The organism is Paenibacillus sp. JJ1722, from assembly GCF_048282685.1.
Classification (GTDB): Bacteria; Bacillota; Bacilli; order Paenibacillales; family Paenibacillaceae; genus Paenibacillus; species Paenibacillus polymyxa_B.
Genome location: NZ_CP182500.1, coordinates 5,349,608 through 5,363,983 on the forward strand (window position 1 = coordinate 5,349,608; position 14,376 = coordinate 5,363,983).

Below are 14,376 nucleotides of genomic sequence, written 5' to 3' on the forward strand. Positions count from 1 at the left end.
AAAACACCGGAGCACCGTCTGCTGTAGCTTTTATGCAAAGCTTATGTCTACGGTGTTCCGGCAATCATACTATTTTTATATTACTCGGCCGAAATAGGTTCGAGTTCCTCAGATGGAGACTGTCCCTCTTCCGGTTGGGCAAATTTCACACTACGGTAACGGTTCATACCTGTTCCCGCAGGAATCAATTTACCAATAATTACGTTCTCCTTCAGTCCAAGCAACTGATCGACCTTGCCTTTAATAGCTGCATCAGTCAGGACACGAGTAGTTTCCTGGAAGGATGCTGCTGACAAGAAGGAGTCAGTTTCCAGAGAGGCCTTGGTAATACCGAGCAGTACCGGCTTAGCTACCGCTGGTTCTTGGCCGCTGAGAATCGCTATCTTGTTTGCATTTTCATACTCATGGACATCAACAAAGGAGCCTGGAAGTAAGATCGTGTCGCCCGCATCAATGATACGGATTTTACGCAACATTTGACGAATCATAACTTCTACGTGCTTGTCGTTGATTTCCACGCCCTGGTTCCGGTATACGCGTTGAACTTCCTGAAGGATATAGTTCTGTACCCCGCGAATACCTTTAATACGCAGCATTTCTTTAGGATCAATTGAACCATCCGTCAGTTCGTCCCCAGCTTCAACAGTCATACCTTCGCTTACGCGCAGGCGGGAACCATACGTTACTGAATATGTTTTCGTTTCAGCTTCACCCTGAATGTCGATCTCACGGCGGTCTTTACCTTCGCGAACTTCTTTAACTGTACCGTCAATTTCACTAATAGTTGCCTGACCTTTAGGATTACGTGCTTCAAAAAGCTCCTGGATACGAGGCAAACCTTGTGTAATATCGTCACCCGCTACGCCGCCTGTGTGGAACGTACGCATAGTAAGCTGTGTTCCTGGCTCACCAATGGATTGTGCAGCGATAATACCAACTGCTTCACCAATCTCAACGTGTTTACCAGTAGCCAGATTGCGACCGTAGCATTTCTTGCAGACGCCATGTTTAGCACGGCAACTTAGTACAGAACGAATCTGAACTTTGTGTACACCGGCTTTAACAATCGCTTCAGCTTTGTCGGAGTCAATCAGTTCGTTACGTCTAGCCAAAATCTCGCCAGTCTCAGGATGACGTACCGTTTCAAAGCAATAGCGACCTTCCAGACGGTCATAGAGATCCTCAATCACTTCTTTACCGTCCTGGATACGACTTACTGTGAAGCCTTTATCCGTTCCGCAGTCTTCTTCGCGCACGATAACATCCTGTGCCACATCTACGAGACGACGAGTCAGGTAACCGGAGTCAGCCGTACGGAGGGCTGTATCCGCCAAACCTTTACGCGCTCCGTGAGTGGAGATGAAGTACTCGAGTACTGTCAGACCTTCACGGAAATTTGATTTGATTGGGAGTTCGATAATACGTCCGGATGGATTGGCCATCAGACCACGCATACCGCCGAGCTGAGTAATCTGTGACTTGTTACCCCGCGCTTTGGAGTCCACCATCATCATGATAGAGTTGTAGCGATCCATGGACTTCATCAATACTTCGGTAATATCATCTTTCGCTTTAGACCAAATGTCGATAATCCGGTCATAGCGTTCTTCATTCGTAATCAGACCACGACGATACTGATTCGTCACAACTTGCGCTTTGTCCTCAGATCCCTTAAGAATCTCTTGTTTTTCCACCGGCACGATTACGTCCGATACAGCAACGGTTACCCCTGCACGAGTGGAATACGTAAAGCCAAGCTGCTTGATTTTATCCAGAATTACAGCTGTTTCTGTTGTATGGTAAGTCTCAAAACAACGGGCAATGATATTACCAAGGTAATCCTTGCCTACTCCGTTAGCTTGCGGAGCGTTTTGAATGGCTTCTGTAAGATTTACACCCTTCTCGTAAACAAAGAACTCCTCCGCAGTACCATAAAGCAGGTTCGCACGGGTCGCATCATTGATGTACGGGAAGCTTGCCGGGAAAATTTCATTAAAGATAATTTTACCAACCGTTGTGATCAACATCGCTTCCTGTTGTTTTTCCGTAAAGCTCGTTTTATTCAAAGCTTTAACCGGAATAGCTACACGAGCATGAAGACCAGCTGTACCGCGTTGGTAAGCTGATATAGCTTCATTCATGTTGCGAAGGATCATATTGCTTCCTTCTTCTTCTTTGTTATCCATAGTCAGATAGAAAGAACCAAGAACCATATCCTGGGAAGGTGTAACAACTGGCTTGCCGTCTTTCGGATTCAAAATGTTGCCGGATGCTAGCATAAGCAAACGAGCTTCAGCTTGAGCTTCCGCAGACAACGGAACGTGAACAGCCATTTGGTCACCGTCAAAGTCGGCATTATATGCAGTACATACAAGCGGATGCAGACGAATCGCACGACCTTCAACCAAAATCGGTTCGAACGCCTGGATACCGAGTCTATGCAACGTAGGGGCACGGTTCAGAAGAACTGGATGCTCCTTGATTACTTCTTCCAGCACATCCCATACTTCTGCACTCACACGTTCTACTTTACGCTTCGCGCTCTTGATATTGTGCGCCAAACCTTTGTTCACCAGTTCTTTCATAACAAAAGGTTTGAACAGTTCAAGTGCCATTTCTTTCGGCAAACCGCATTGATACATTTTCAAGTACGGACCTACAACGATAACGGAACGACCAGAGTAGTCAACACGTTTTCCGAGCAAGTTCTGACGGAAACGTCCTTGTTTACCTTTCAGCATGTGGCTGAGGGATTTCAAAGGACGGTTACCTGGACCTGTAACAGGACGACCACGACGACCATTATCAATCAAGGCGTCAACAGCTTCCTGCAACATCCGTTTTTCATTTTGTACGATAATATCTGGCGCACCTAAATCTAACAGACGTTTCAGACGGTTATTACGGTTAATAACACGACGATACAAGTCGTTAAGGTCAGAAGTAGCGAAACGACCACCATCCAGCTGTACCATTGGACGAAGCTCAGGAGGAATAACAGGAAGTACGTCCATGATCATCCAATCCGGTTGGTTGCCGGAGTTACGGAATGCCTCAATAACTTCAAGGCGTTTGATTGCACGGTTACGACGTTGTCCTTGAGCTGTACGCAGCTCTTCTTTCAAGAATTCCAACTCTTTGTCTATATCCAAATCTTGAAGAAGCTTTTTAACCGCTTCAGCACCCATACCTGCCTGGAAGCCATAGCCATATTTTTCACGATAGCTACGGTATTCTTTCTCGGACAGGAGTTGCTTTTTCTCCAAAGGCGTATCTCCTGGATCGGTTACAACATAAGATGCGAAGTAAATGATCTCTTCCAGAGATCTTGGAGACATATCAAGAGCAAGACCCATACGACTTGGAATGCCTTTAAAGTACCAAATGTGCGATACAGGAGCAGCCAACTCAATATGGCCCATACGCTCACGGCGAACCTTAGCGCGAGTAACTTCTACTCCACAACGGTCACAGACAACACCTTTATAGCGTACACGTTTGTACTTACCGCAATGACATTCCCAGTCTTTCGTAGGTCCGAAAATTTTCTCGCAAAATAGTCCTTCTTTTTCCGGTTTAAGCGTACGATAGTTAATCGTCTCCGGTTTTTTGACTTCTCCGCGGGACCAAGAACGAATCTTTTCGGGGGAAGCAAGCCCGATTTTCATATATTCGAAATTGTTAACGTCCAACAAGGAGCAACCCTCCTTAACCAAATCCTGAGTTTTTAGGTTTGATACCGCCCAGCAGCACCGGGCGGTATCAAGAAACCTGATCCATTCTAGAATGGATCAAGGTATATAACAAAGCTGATATGAGTCAGTCAGCAGTCAAACTACTCTACGCCAACCTCAGAGCCTTCCAGATTCAAACTCAGCTTATCGCTGGTTGTGTCATCCTCATCATCAAGCTCTCTCATTTCGATCTCTTGTTCGTCTTCAGACAGAATCTTCACGTCCATACCCAAGCTTTGCAGCTCTTTGATCAAGACCTTAAATGATTCTGGAACACCCGGTTCAGGTACATTTTCACCTTTGACAATGGATTCGTAAGTTTTAACACGTCCAACCACATCATCGGATTTCACAGTCAAAATTTCCTGAAGCGTGTACGCTGCGCCGTAGGCTTCCAATGCCCATACTTCCATCTCCCCGAAGCGCTGTCCACCGAATTGAGCTTTACCACCCAATGGTTGTTGCGTAACGAGGGAGTAAGGACCTGTAGAACGAGCATGGATTTTATCATCGACCATGTGCGCCAGTTTGATCATGTGCATGACACCGACAGTAACTTCACGTTCAAAACGATCACCCGTACGTCCGTCATACAACACAGTCTTACCATTACGTTGCATGCCTGCCTCTTCCATTGTATCGAATACGTCATACTCCTTGGCACCATCGAATACTGGAGTTGCCACATGAATACCAAGACGCATTGCAGCCATACCCAGATGGACTTCAAGCACCTGTCCGATGTTCATCCGTGAAGGTACGCCCAGCGGGTTCAGAACGACCTGTACTGGTGTGCCATCCGGCAGGAACGGCATATCTTCTTCAGGCAAAATACGGGCAACGACACCCTTGTTACCGTGACGTCCAGCCATTTTATCGCCTTCGGAGATTTTACGTTTTTGAGCAATATATACACGAACCAACTGATTTACACCTGGTGGCAATTCATCACCATTTTCACGTGTAAACACCTTTACATCTACAACAATCCCGTCTGTTCCGTGAGGAACTCTCAAAGAAGTATCGCGAACCTCGCGTGCCTTCTCACCAAAGATTGCGTGTAAGAGACGTTCTTCAGCTGTCAATTCAGTCACACCTTTAGGTGTAACTTTACCAACGAGAATGTCACCTGCGCCGATTTCGGCACCAATACGAATGATTCCACGCTCATCCAAGTTGCGAAGCGCTTCTTCACCGACATTTGGAATGTCGCGAGTGATTTCTTCAGGTCCAAGCTTCGTGTCACGAGCCTCGGATTCGTATTCCTCAATATGGATCGAGGTGTATACATCTTCCTTAACCAGTTTCTCACTCAGCAGGATCGCATCCTCGTAGTTGTAACCTTCCCAAGTCATGAAGGCAACCACAACGTTACGTCCCAACGCCAACTCACCCATCTCTGTAGATGGACCATCCGCAAGAATATCGCCAACTTTGACAATATCTCCTCTGTTCACAATCGGACGTTGGTTGATGCAAGTTCCTTGGTTAGATCGCATAAATTTGTGTAATTTATACTTAACAATGTCGCCCTTCACTTCAGCGCCATCTACAGTTTCGATACGACGCAACCAAATTTCGTTAGCCGAAGAACGTTCGATAACTCCGTTGTATTTGGATACAACGCAAACACCAGAATCTTTCGCAGACTTGTGCTCCATTCCTGTTCCGACCAATGGAGACTTCGGAATCAGAAGTGGGACAGCCTGACGCTGCATGTTGGAACCCATCAATGCGCGGTTAGAGTCATCATTCTCCAGAAACGGAATCAATGCAGTCGCGACCGATACGACCTGTTTAGGCGATACGTCCATGTAATCGACACGGCTACTAGCCATCGGAATAATGTTATCAGACTGTTTGTTATAACGGACAATGACGACCTCATCCTTAAAGGTGTTTTCCTCCGTCAATTCCGCATTCGCCTGAGCTACGATGTAGTTATCTTCTTCATCAGCAGTCAGGTAATCAATCTGCTCTGTAACTTTTCCGGTTTTTGGATCTACCCAACGATAAGGTGCTTCGATAAATCCGTACTCGTTGATGCGTGCAAAAGTGGACAAAGAGTTGATCAAACCAATGTTTGGTCCCTCCGGTGTCTCGATAGGACACATGCGGCCGTAGTGACTCGGATGGACGTCACGTACTTCCATACCCGCGCGTTCGCGCGTCAAACCGCCGGGTCCGAGTGCAGACAGACGACGTTTGTGCGTTAATTCAGCAAGCGGATTCGTCTGATCCATGAACTGAGACAGCTGCGAGCTACCAAAGAACTCTTTAATCGAAGCAATTACCGGACGTATGTTAATCAGCGCTTGTGGCGTAATTACATTAGCATCCTGAATCGACATTCTTTCACGCACTACGCGTTCCATACGGGACAAACCGATACGGAACTGGTTTTGGAGCAACTCACCTACAGAACGTAAACGACGGTTACCCAAATGGTCAATATCGTCCGTACTTCCGATTCCGTGAAGCAAGTTAATAAAATAACTGATGGAGGAAATAATATCGGCAGGCGTAATATTCTTAACCGATTTATCAATATTTCCGTTAGCAATCAGTTTTACTACTTTACCATCCTCAATTGGTGAGAATACATCGATCGTTTGAAGTGGAATATCATTGCTTTCTAGCACACCACTCGCAACATGATACGTACGATGTCCTACTGATTCCTCCAGTTGGGCCAAAATCTCGTCCAACAGGCGGCGATCTACCATTTGCCCGGCTTCAGCGATGATTTCACCAGTCGTTGTATCAATCAAAGTCTCAGCAAGTCGTTGATTGAACAGACGATTTTTGATGTGAAGCTTTTTATTGATTTTGTAACGGCCTACGTTGGCCAGATCATAACGTTTTGGATCAAAGAAGCGCGCAACTAGCAAGCTCTTTGCGTTATCCAGTGTAGGCGGCTCACCCGGACGGAGACGCTCATAAATTTCAATCAGCGCTTTCTCGGTGGAATCCGTGTTGTCTTTATCAAGTGTGTTGCGGATATATTCGTCATTGCCGAGCAAATCCAGAATCTCAGCATCAGTGCCAAAGCCCAGCGCACGCAGCAACACCGTAACCGGAATTTTACGGGTACGGTCAATCCGGACATAGATAATATCCTTCGCATCCATCTCCAGTTCGAGCCAAGCCCCCCGGTTAGGAATTACCGTTGCGGTGTATGTTGTTTTCGCATTCTTGTCGACTTTTGTGCTGAAATAGACGCTGGGAGAGCGAACCAACTGGCTGACAATAACCCGTTCCGCACCGTTAATAATAAACGTACCCGTTTCAGTCATCAGCGGGAAGTCTCCCATGAATACTTCCTGCTCTTTCACTTCCCCGGTTTCTTTATTAATAAGCCGGACTTTTACCCGAAGCGGTGCTGCATACGTAACGTCGCGTTCCTTTGCGTCGTCAACGGTATATTTGGGTTCTCCGAGAGAATAGTCGATAAACTCCAGAATCAGGTTTCCAGTGAAATCCTGAATTGGCGAAATATCCCGAAACATTTCCCGTAATCCTTCCTCCAAAAACCAATCATAGGATTTTTGTTGGATCTCAATCAGGTTCGGAACCTCGAGTACCTCATTAATACGTGCATAACTGCGCCGAGTGCGTCGACCATATTGAACAAGATGTCCTGCCAACTTAAACTCACCCCTCATGTCTACTCACTTTAAAAATACATTGCGAACCTCTGTTTGTGACCTTATAATAAGACACATACAGAAGATTCAATCTTACAAATACAGAAAAGCCCTTACTCGAATGCATTCGAAAAAAGAGCAACGTATCTGCAGAATCCTCTTACCGGAAGATCTTCATCACTTGTAGATTTGCCCAAAATGGTTGTATTATACGTAATAGAGATAAATACTATACCTACTACGCATAAATCTATTGACATTTCAACAAACTAAAGCCATGGAGGGCATCCTAATACTGACATTTTATAATAATATCACAGACCAGGATTCAAGTCAATGGTCCTATTGCATTTTCTCAAAAACTTTTTTCAGCCTTCAAAATTCGATAACCTTTATCCTTTGTAACTTCCTCTACATGACCGAAAAGGCTCTCTATCTTAGCACTCGCCGAAGGGGCCCCCTGCTTTTTCTGAATGACTACCCACAAAACTCCACCCTCGTTTAAATGCTCATAAGCAAGCTCAAAAATGGTATGCACTGTTTCTTTCCCTGCACGTATAGGAGGATTCGTCAAGATCACGTCAAAACGTTCATTCTTCACTTCCGCAAACAAATCGCTTTGCTTAATGGTGACATTCTTAACCCCATTACGTTCCGCATTCTCTATCGCTAGTTGAACCGCTCGCTCATTAATATCAACCATTGTGACGTGTCCCTCGGGGACAAGCGCGGCTGCCGCCAAACCGATCGGCCCATAACCGCATCCTACATCCAATACCGAAGCTTGTGCAGGAAGCTGCATCGCTTCAATCAGCACACGACTCCCGTAATCAATTCCCTGCTTCGAAAAAACGCCTGAATCGCTGGCAAAACGGTATGACCGCCCCCGAAGCACTGTTTCCAGGCTCCGTCGTTCATGCGCCGTCTCTGGCCGCTTGGAGTAATAATGATCAGCCATTCATGCCCACCTCTTTCGGTTGTACTACCATCATAGCCTTTACAATAACCTTTCAGACATGCTGGTACTACCGTTTTACAGCAACAAACCCCTTGAAGATCACCTCAAGGGGTTTGTTTTAGTTCATTGTCTGCTAGAAAGCAGTCAATTATTTTACTTCTACAGAAGCGCCTGCTTCTTCCAATTTTGCTTTAATGGATTCAGCTTCTTCTTTAGCGATTTTTTCTTTCAGTGGTTTTGGAGCGTTGTCAACCAGTTCTTTTGCTTCTTTCAGGCCAAGACCTGTGATTTCGCGAACTGCTTTGATAACGTTGATTTTGGAAGCGCCAGCGCTTGTCAAGATTACGTCGAACTCGGATTGCTCAGCTTCTGCTGCGCCACCTGCTGCGCCACCCGCTACAGCTACTGGAGCTGCTGCAGTTACGCCGAATTCTTCTTCGATTGCTTTCACGAGATCGTTCAGTTCCAATACGGACATACCTTTAATTGCTTCCAAGATTTGCTCTTTACTCATGGTTGAACCTCCATTTAAATTCGTATTTTTTTGTTTTCAACTGCTATACAGCAGGTTTAATCCCTAACTTATGCGCTTTGCTCTTCTTTTTCTGCAACAGCTTTAACTGCAAGCGCGAAGTTGCGCACAGGAGCTTGAAGCACGCTGAGGAGCATGGAAAGGAGACCTTCGCGGGATGGCAGTTCTGCCAGTGCTTTGATTTCCTCAACACCGATAACGCGACCTTCTACAACTGCACCTTTCAGTTCCAGTGCATTGTTCTTCTTAGCGAAATCGTTCAAGATTTTAGCTGCAGACACTGCATCATCTTTGCCGAACGCGATTGCAGTAGGACCTGTCAATACTGCGTCCAGTTCAGTCAATTCTGCTGCCGCAGTTGCACGGCGGAGCAGTGTGTTTTTCAGCACTTGAAATTCGATTCCGGCTTCGCGAAGCTGCTTACGCAGCTCAGTTACTTGGGCAACATTCAGACCGCGATAGTCTGCAACCACAGTTGTTACGCTCTCGCGCAATTTTGCAGCTACAACTTCAACAGCTTCTTGTTTTGCTTGAATCACCTTTGCATTTGCCAAACTGTACACCTCCTGATCAATTTATCCGCTTTGTTCGAAGCACCCGATCTGGTGATCTTACAAAGCTTGCTTTCATAAGCATGAAAAAAGCCTCCGTAGAGTACGAAGGCTTGATAAATCTACATGGACGGGACAAGCCCGTCACATGAAACGTTCTATCATAACACCTCGGTAGGAAATTAAGCCCGAAGGCACCTACTGTCTACGGTAAGCATATTCAACTTTAATGGTCAGTCACAAGGACTCACAACTTTTATAGAATAACAAATTTGATTGAGTGTGTCAATCAAAATATTATCTGTAAACAGATGCGTTCACACGTGCACTTGGTCCCATAGTCGAAGAAATAGCGATGTTTTTCAGGTATACACCCTTAGCAGCCGCTGGCTTCGCACGGTTCAAGGCTTCAACCAAGGCTTTAAGGTTCTCGTTCAGCTGTTCAGCACTGAAGGAAGCTTTGCCGATTGGCGCATGAATTTGACCGGCTTTGTCGAGACGGTATTCGATTTTACCGGCTTTAATTTCTTGAACAGCCTTGGCAACGTCGAAAGTAACTGTGCCTGCTTTAGGGTTAGGCATCAAACCTTTACCACCGAGCAAACGACCCAGTTTACCAACCTCACTCATCATATCAGGTGTCGCAACGCAGACGTCGAATTCGAACCAGCCTTGTTGGATTTTGTTGATCATATCTTGATCACCAACAAAATCAGCGCCAGCCGCTTCCGCTTCTTTCACTTTGTCACCTTTTGCAAATACCAGAACGCGTTGTGTTTTACCCGTACCATGCGGCAGAACAACAACACCACGAACAGCCTGGTCTTGTTTACGGGAATCTACGCCCAGACGAACTGCTGCTTCAACGGTTTCGTCGAATTTAGCAGTCGCAGCCTTTTTCACCAGTTCAACGGCTTCTAAAGGCTCGTAAGTTGCTTCGCTGTCAATCAGCTTAGCAGCTTCCAGGTACTTCTTACCATGTTTAGCCATAATGTTTTCCTCCTTATGTGGTATTAGCGGATATTCCTCCCACACTTGCCGGACAGTCAAACTGCCGGCACACGTAGATTAATAAAATTAATCTACGATGGTGATACCCATGCTGCGAGCAGTACCTTCAACCATACGCATTGCCGATTCTACGGAAGCTGCGTTAAGGTCAGGCATTTTTTGCTCTGCAATTTGACGAACAGCAGCGCGATTTACAGTTGCAACTTTCGTTTTATTCGGTTCACCGGAACCTTTTTCGATTTTAGCAGCAACTTTCAACAGAACAGCAGCCGGTGGAGTTTTGGTGATGAACGTAAAAGAACGATCCTCAAATACCGAAATTTCAACCGGAATAATCAGGCCTGCTTGATCAGCAGTACGAGCATTGAACTCTTTACAGAATGCCATGATGTTGACACCTGCTTGACCCAAAGCTGGACCTACTGGAGGCGCTGGATTAGCTTTCCCTGCAGGAATCTGCAGTTTTACCATTTTAATTACCTTTTTTGCCATGGATGACACCTCCTTGACTCAATAGTGGTAGACGGACCTATCGATCCTCCCACAAGAAACCTGTAAGAAAAATCTATATTTTCTCCACTTGAGTATAATCCAACTCAAGCGGGGTTTCCCGTCCAAACATGTTGACGTGAACCTTAAGCTTGCTCTTCTCAACCAAAATTTCTTCCACGGAGCCCACAAAATTCGCAAAAGGACCAACTTTAATTCGCACGGATTCCTTAACATCGAATTCAATCTTCGGTTTCGGCTCTACCATGCCCATATGCTTCAGAATCTGTTCAACTTCTTCTGGAAGCAATGGCGTCGGTTTGGAACCCGAGCCTGTCGACCCTACAAATCCCGTAACACCTGGTGTGTTGCGTACAACATACCAAGAGTCGTCGGTTTGGACCATTTCGACTAAGACATAACCAGGGTAGACTTTACGCATAACGGTTTTTTTCTTACCGTCCTTGGTTACCAGTTCTTCTTCCATAGGAACAAGAACACGGAATATCTTGTCTTCCATGCCCATGGACTCAACGCGTTTTTCCAAATTGGCTTTGACTTTGTTCTCATACCCTGAATAGGTATGAACGACGTACCATCTTTTTTCCATATCAAGCCACCTGGAACCCTTCCTAGATAATCGCTTCGATCACGGCGGAAATGCCGATATCGAGAACCCAAAAATAAATCGTGACGAACGCAATTGTCCCTATGACAATCAGCGTATAGTTGGTCAGTTCTTTACGATTGGGCCAGCGAACCTTCTTGAGTTCAGCCCAGCTTTCAGAGAAAAAGGAAAACAGAGACTTGAAACTGCGTTTCACGCCGACTACACCTCCAAAAACTATCTGGTTTCCCGATGAGAAGTCTGTTCGTTACAGGACTTACAGAATTTCTTCATCTCCATGCGGTCGGGGTGATTACGCTTGTTTTTCGTCGTTGTGTAATTTCTTTGTTTGCATGTTGTACAAGCCAAAGTAATAATTACCCGCATGATGTGCACCTCCCGAAGACATCCAACACCGGAAGTCTCATAATTGATCCTAAAAAAAACCGCGAATTTAGGCCTACCTAAAACACTTTATCACACGGGGTTTTCCATGTCAACGAATGTTTGCATACAATTCGCAGTCCCGGCTGTGGTGCATTTTAACATCTGTGCATCCTTTAAAACTGTTCTCTGAAAAGCTGCTTCAAAAATCAAGGCGATATCTATTATTCATCTTTTTTAGTATAAATCATTTGTAACACTTATAAACCTGCATAGCCTACCTATAACGAATAAAAAAAGACTCGGACTCGAGCCTTTTCCTTGTCAGCCTCTACTTTCAACTATCTCTTACTTCCAGATACTTTTCAAGTTTACGCTTGACCCGTTGCAGCGCGTTATCAATGGATTTCACATGGCGGTCAAGATCCTCTGCAATCTCCTGATACGAACGTCCGTCTAGATACAACATAAGTACCTTGCGTTCCAGCTCGCTCAGAATCTCGGACATCTTGTCCTCAAGGCCCACAAACTCTTCCTGATTGATTATCAGCTCTTCAGGGTCACTTACTTGTGTTCCGCAAATCACATCGAGCAACGTCCGGTCTGACTCTTCATCATAGATGGGCTTGTCCAGAGATACGTAAGAGTTCAGAGGAATGTGCTTTTGTCGTGTAGCCGTCTTAATTGCCGTAATAATCTGTCGTGTAATGCACAACTCGGCGAAAGCCTTGAACGAAGCAAGCTTGTCTCCCTTAAAATCACGAATGGATTTGTAGAGACCAATCATGCCCTCCTGAATAATATCCTCGCGATCAGCACCAATCAGGAAGTAGGATCTGGCCTTGGCCCGCACAAAGTTTCGGTATTTGTTAATCAGAAACTCCAGCGCTTCCCCATCACCTTCATGGACTGCTCCGACAATGTCTTCATCATTTTTGTAATCAAACTTTGACAACATGATATCCTTGAGGTCCACACTCACTAACAATCCCTCCGGCTGCAACGCAAGGTACCCGTTACTCTCTCAAATATACGACAAGTATACGCGATGTAACCTGATACCGTCAACCACAACAACCTAAAAAAGAAGAGCGCTAACAAAATTGTCAATGGTTTCAAAATGGAGGAGGGTCCAATTATTGGTTTATTCTCTTCTCCATCGTTCAAACAACTTTCGAAGCTCCGGACTCAGTTTGGCATCTAGCGAGTTACGGGACAATTTGGCACTATCCTGCTGGATTCGCTTCTGCACTTCCCTTTCGGATTCCTCAATCTCGATCAGTAATTCCCGCGCCGACACCCTGAGTGCACCTTGTCCAAATGCGACATGTTGTTCTACCTGATCGCTTGTGGCTACGTAAATACTTCTTCTTTTACTGCTCAGCTCCCGAACCAATCGCTCGATGCACTCATCAGCAGTTTCTTTTTCTCTGGTAAAATAAATCTGGACTTTGCTCTGGGCAAAAGTTTTACCTAATCCTGGCACCCTGTAAGCATCAAATACGACGATGACTCTTCTGCCGGAATACGCCTGATGATCCGCCAGCCGTTCAAGAAGTCTGTCCCTCGCTTCCTGCATACCAGATTGTACCAGTGCGGAAAGTTCGGGCCAGGCTCCAATCATGTTGTAACCGTCCACAAGGAGAACATCCCGCATGTCAGCCATATCGTTAGCCCCGTGCCTGTCGTCCGCGCAATACTTCGTACATGACAACACCTGCAGCTACAGAAGCATTAAGGGAATTAATTTGCCCCGCCATTGGCAGCTTGACGAGTACATCGCATTTCTCACGGATCAAACGGCCCATCCCTTTATTTTCGTTACCAATGACAATGGCTACCGGTCCCGTGAATACTCCATTCCCAAAGACGGGGTCTGTCGCTGTAACATCCGTACCAACTACCCATACACCCTCTTCTTTAAGACGGTCAATGGTTTGTCCCAGATTGTTTACACGCGCCACCGGGACGTACTCCACAGCACCTGCCGATGTTTTGGACACCGTTACAGTTACAGCTGCAGAACGCCTTTTCGGCACGATAACACCATGCGCTCCAGTACAGTCCGCTGTACGAAGGATGGAGCCCAAATTATGAGGGTCTTCAATCTCATCCAGCAAAATCAAAAACGGCTCCTCTCCCTTATCACGAGCAGTGGCGAGCAATTCTTCCACTTCAACATAGGCAAAAGGGGCAGCTTGCGCGACCACTCCCTGATGCTGAATGCCCGGAACCATTTGATCCAGCTTACGCTTGTCCACCTGCAAGACAATGATTCCTGCTTTTTTCGCCTCAGCTGTAATCGGCAGCGTCAAATGTTTTTGTGCATTATCCGCAATCCATATTTTATTTATCGTTCTGCCTGAACGCAATGCCTCCGTTACCGAATGCTTACCGGCAATCCATTCTTCTTCCATCTCTAGCTTCCTCCCGGGAAACGGACGATGCTTGTTCCATCCAGTC

Annotated in this window: 13 protein-coding genes and 1 other annotated feature; all 13 genes read right to left on the minus strand. The window is 45.9% G+C overall.

Translation table 11 applies throughout. The features are described 5' to 3' along the window. Positions 1 to 80 precede the first annotated feature (80 nt). Positions 81 to 3,695 (minus strand): DNA-directed RNA polymerase subunit beta', encoded by a 3,615-nt coding sequence (gene rpoC, locus ACM1ND_RS23890; protein WP_013312165.1) that lies wholly within the window; start codon positions 3,693 to 3,695, stop codon positions 81 to 83. 140 nt (positions 3,696 to 3,835) lie between these two features. Further along, a complete protein-coding gene (gene rpoB / locus ACM1ND_RS23895) occupies positions 3,836 to 7,381 on the minus strand; it encodes a DNA-directed RNA polymerase subunit beta (RefSeq protein WP_053326185.1) in 3,546 nt (1,181 codons plus the stop codon). Between the two features lie 355 nt (positions 7,382 to 7,736). Beyond that, complete coding sequence (locus ACM1ND_RS23900) at positions 7,737 to 8,339, minus strand: class I SAM-dependent methyltransferase (RefSeq protein WP_068939396.1); 603 nt, start codon at positions 8,337 to 8,339, stop codon at positions 7,737 to 7,739. Between the two features lie 148 nt (positions 8,340 to 8,487). Further along, positions 8,488 to 8,853, minus strand: a complete 366-nt coding sequence (gene rplL / locus ACM1ND_RS23905) for a 50S ribosomal protein L7/L12 (RefSeq protein WP_010348819.1) — start codon at positions 8,851 to 8,853, stop codon at positions 8,488 to 8,490. A gap of 68 nt (positions 8,854 to 8,921) precedes the next feature. Next, positions 8,922 to 9,425 carry a 50S ribosomal protein L10 gene (gene rplJ, locus ACM1ND_RS23910; RefSeq protein ID WP_013312168.1) on the minus strand — a complete coding sequence of 168 codons (504 nt, stop codon included), beginning with the start codon at positions 9,423 to 9,425 and terminating at the stop codon, positions 8,922 to 8,924. Positions 9,426 to 9,499: 74 nt separating this feature from the next. Continuing rightward, positions 9,500 to 9,651 (minus strand) — a sequence feature (ribosomal protein L10 leader region). 68 nt (positions 9,652 to 9,719) lie between these two features. Then, on the minus strand, positions 9,720 to 10,412 hold the full coding sequence (gene rplA / locus ACM1ND_RS23915; protein ID WP_013312169.1) for a 50S ribosomal protein L1: 693 nt from the start codon (positions 10,410 to 10,412) through the stop codon (positions 9,720 to 9,722). A gap of 87 nt (positions 10,413 to 10,499) precedes the next feature. Continuing rightward, positions 10,500 to 10,925: a 50S ribosomal protein L11 gene (gene rplK, locus ACM1ND_RS23920; RefSeq protein WP_007432595.1), complete on the minus strand. Its 426-nt coding sequence runs from the start codon at positions 10,923 to 10,925 to the stop codon at positions 10,500 to 10,502. Positions 10,926 to 10,998: 73 nt separating this feature from the next. After that, positions 10,999 to 11,532 (minus strand): transcription termination/antitermination protein NusG, encoded by a 534-nt coding sequence (gene nusG / locus ACM1ND_RS23925; RefSeq protein ID WP_007432596.1) that lies wholly within the window; start codon positions 11,530 to 11,532, stop codon positions 10,999 to 11,001. Positions 11,533 to 11,554: 22 nt separating this feature from the next. Further along, positions 11,555 to 11,746: a preprotein translocase subunit SecE gene (gene secE, locus ACM1ND_RS23930; RefSeq protein WP_013312170.1), complete on the minus strand. Its 192-nt coding sequence runs from the start codon at positions 11,744 to 11,746 to the stop codon at positions 11,555 to 11,557. Positions 11,747 to 11,766: 20 nt separating this feature from the next. Then, complete coding sequence (gene rpmG, locus ACM1ND_RS23935; protein WP_023990562.1) at positions 11,767 to 11,916, minus strand: 50S ribosomal protein L33; 150 nt, start codon at positions 11,914 to 11,916, stop codon at positions 11,767 to 11,769. 334 nt (positions 11,917 to 12,250) lie between these two features. Next, the gene (gene sigH / locus ACM1ND_RS23940) at positions 12,251 to 12,895 is read right to left on the minus strand and encodes an RNA polymerase sporulation sigma factor SigH (RefSeq protein WP_016324748.1); all 645 of its coding nucleotides are present in this window, start codon (positions 12,893 to 12,895) and stop codon (positions 12,251 to 12,253) included. A gap of 162 nt (positions 12,896 to 13,057) precedes the next feature. After that, positions 13,058 to 13,579, minus strand: coding sequence for an NYN domain-containing protein (locus ACM1ND_RS23945; protein WP_023990563.1), 522 nt, complete (start codon positions 13,577 to 13,579; stop codon positions 13,058 to 13,060). 4 nt (positions 13,580 to 13,583) lie between these two features. Then, on the minus strand, positions 13,584 to 14,330 hold the full coding sequence (gene rlmB / locus ACM1ND_RS23950; RefSeq protein WP_013312173.1) for a 23S rRNA (guanosine(2251)-2'-O)-methyltransferase RlmB: 747 nt from the start codon (positions 14,328 to 14,330) through the stop codon (positions 13,584 to 13,586). Between the last annotated feature and the right edge of the window lie 46 nt (positions 14,331 to 14,376).

Excerpts from the sequence above, each read along its gene's own strand:
- ACM1ND_RS23900 (WP_068939396.1), bottom strand. The coding sequence starts at position 8,339 with ATGGCTGATCATTATTACTCCAAGCGGCCAGAGACGGCGCATGAACGA.
- rplL (WP_010348819.1), bottom strand. The coding sequence starts at position 8,853 with ATGAGTAAAGAGCAAATCTTGGAAGCAATTAAAGGTATGTCCGTATTG.
- rplA (WP_013312169.1), bottom strand. The coding sequence starts at position 10,412 with ATGGCTAAACATGGTAAGAAGTACCTGGAAGCTGCTAAGCTGATTGAC.
- rplK (WP_007432595.1), bottom strand. The coding sequence starts at position 10,925 with ATGGCAAAAAAGGTAATTAAAATGGTAAAACTGCAGATTCCTGCAGGG.
- nusG (WP_007432596.1), bottom strand. The coding sequence starts at position 11,532 with ATGGAAAAAAGATGGTACGTCGTTCATACCTATTCAGGGTATGAGAAC.
- rpmG (WP_023990562.1), bottom strand. The coding sequence starts at position 11,916 with ATGCGGGTAATTATTACTTTGGCTTGTACAACATGCAAACAAAGAAAT.
- ACM1ND_RS23945 (WP_023990563.1), bottom strand. The coding sequence starts at position 13,579 with ATGGCTGACATGCGGGATGTTCTCCTTGTGGACGGTTACAACATGATT.
- rlmB (WP_013312173.1), bottom strand. The coding sequence starts at position 14,330 with ATGGAAGAAGAATGGATTGCCGGTAAGCATTCGGTAACGGAGGCATTG.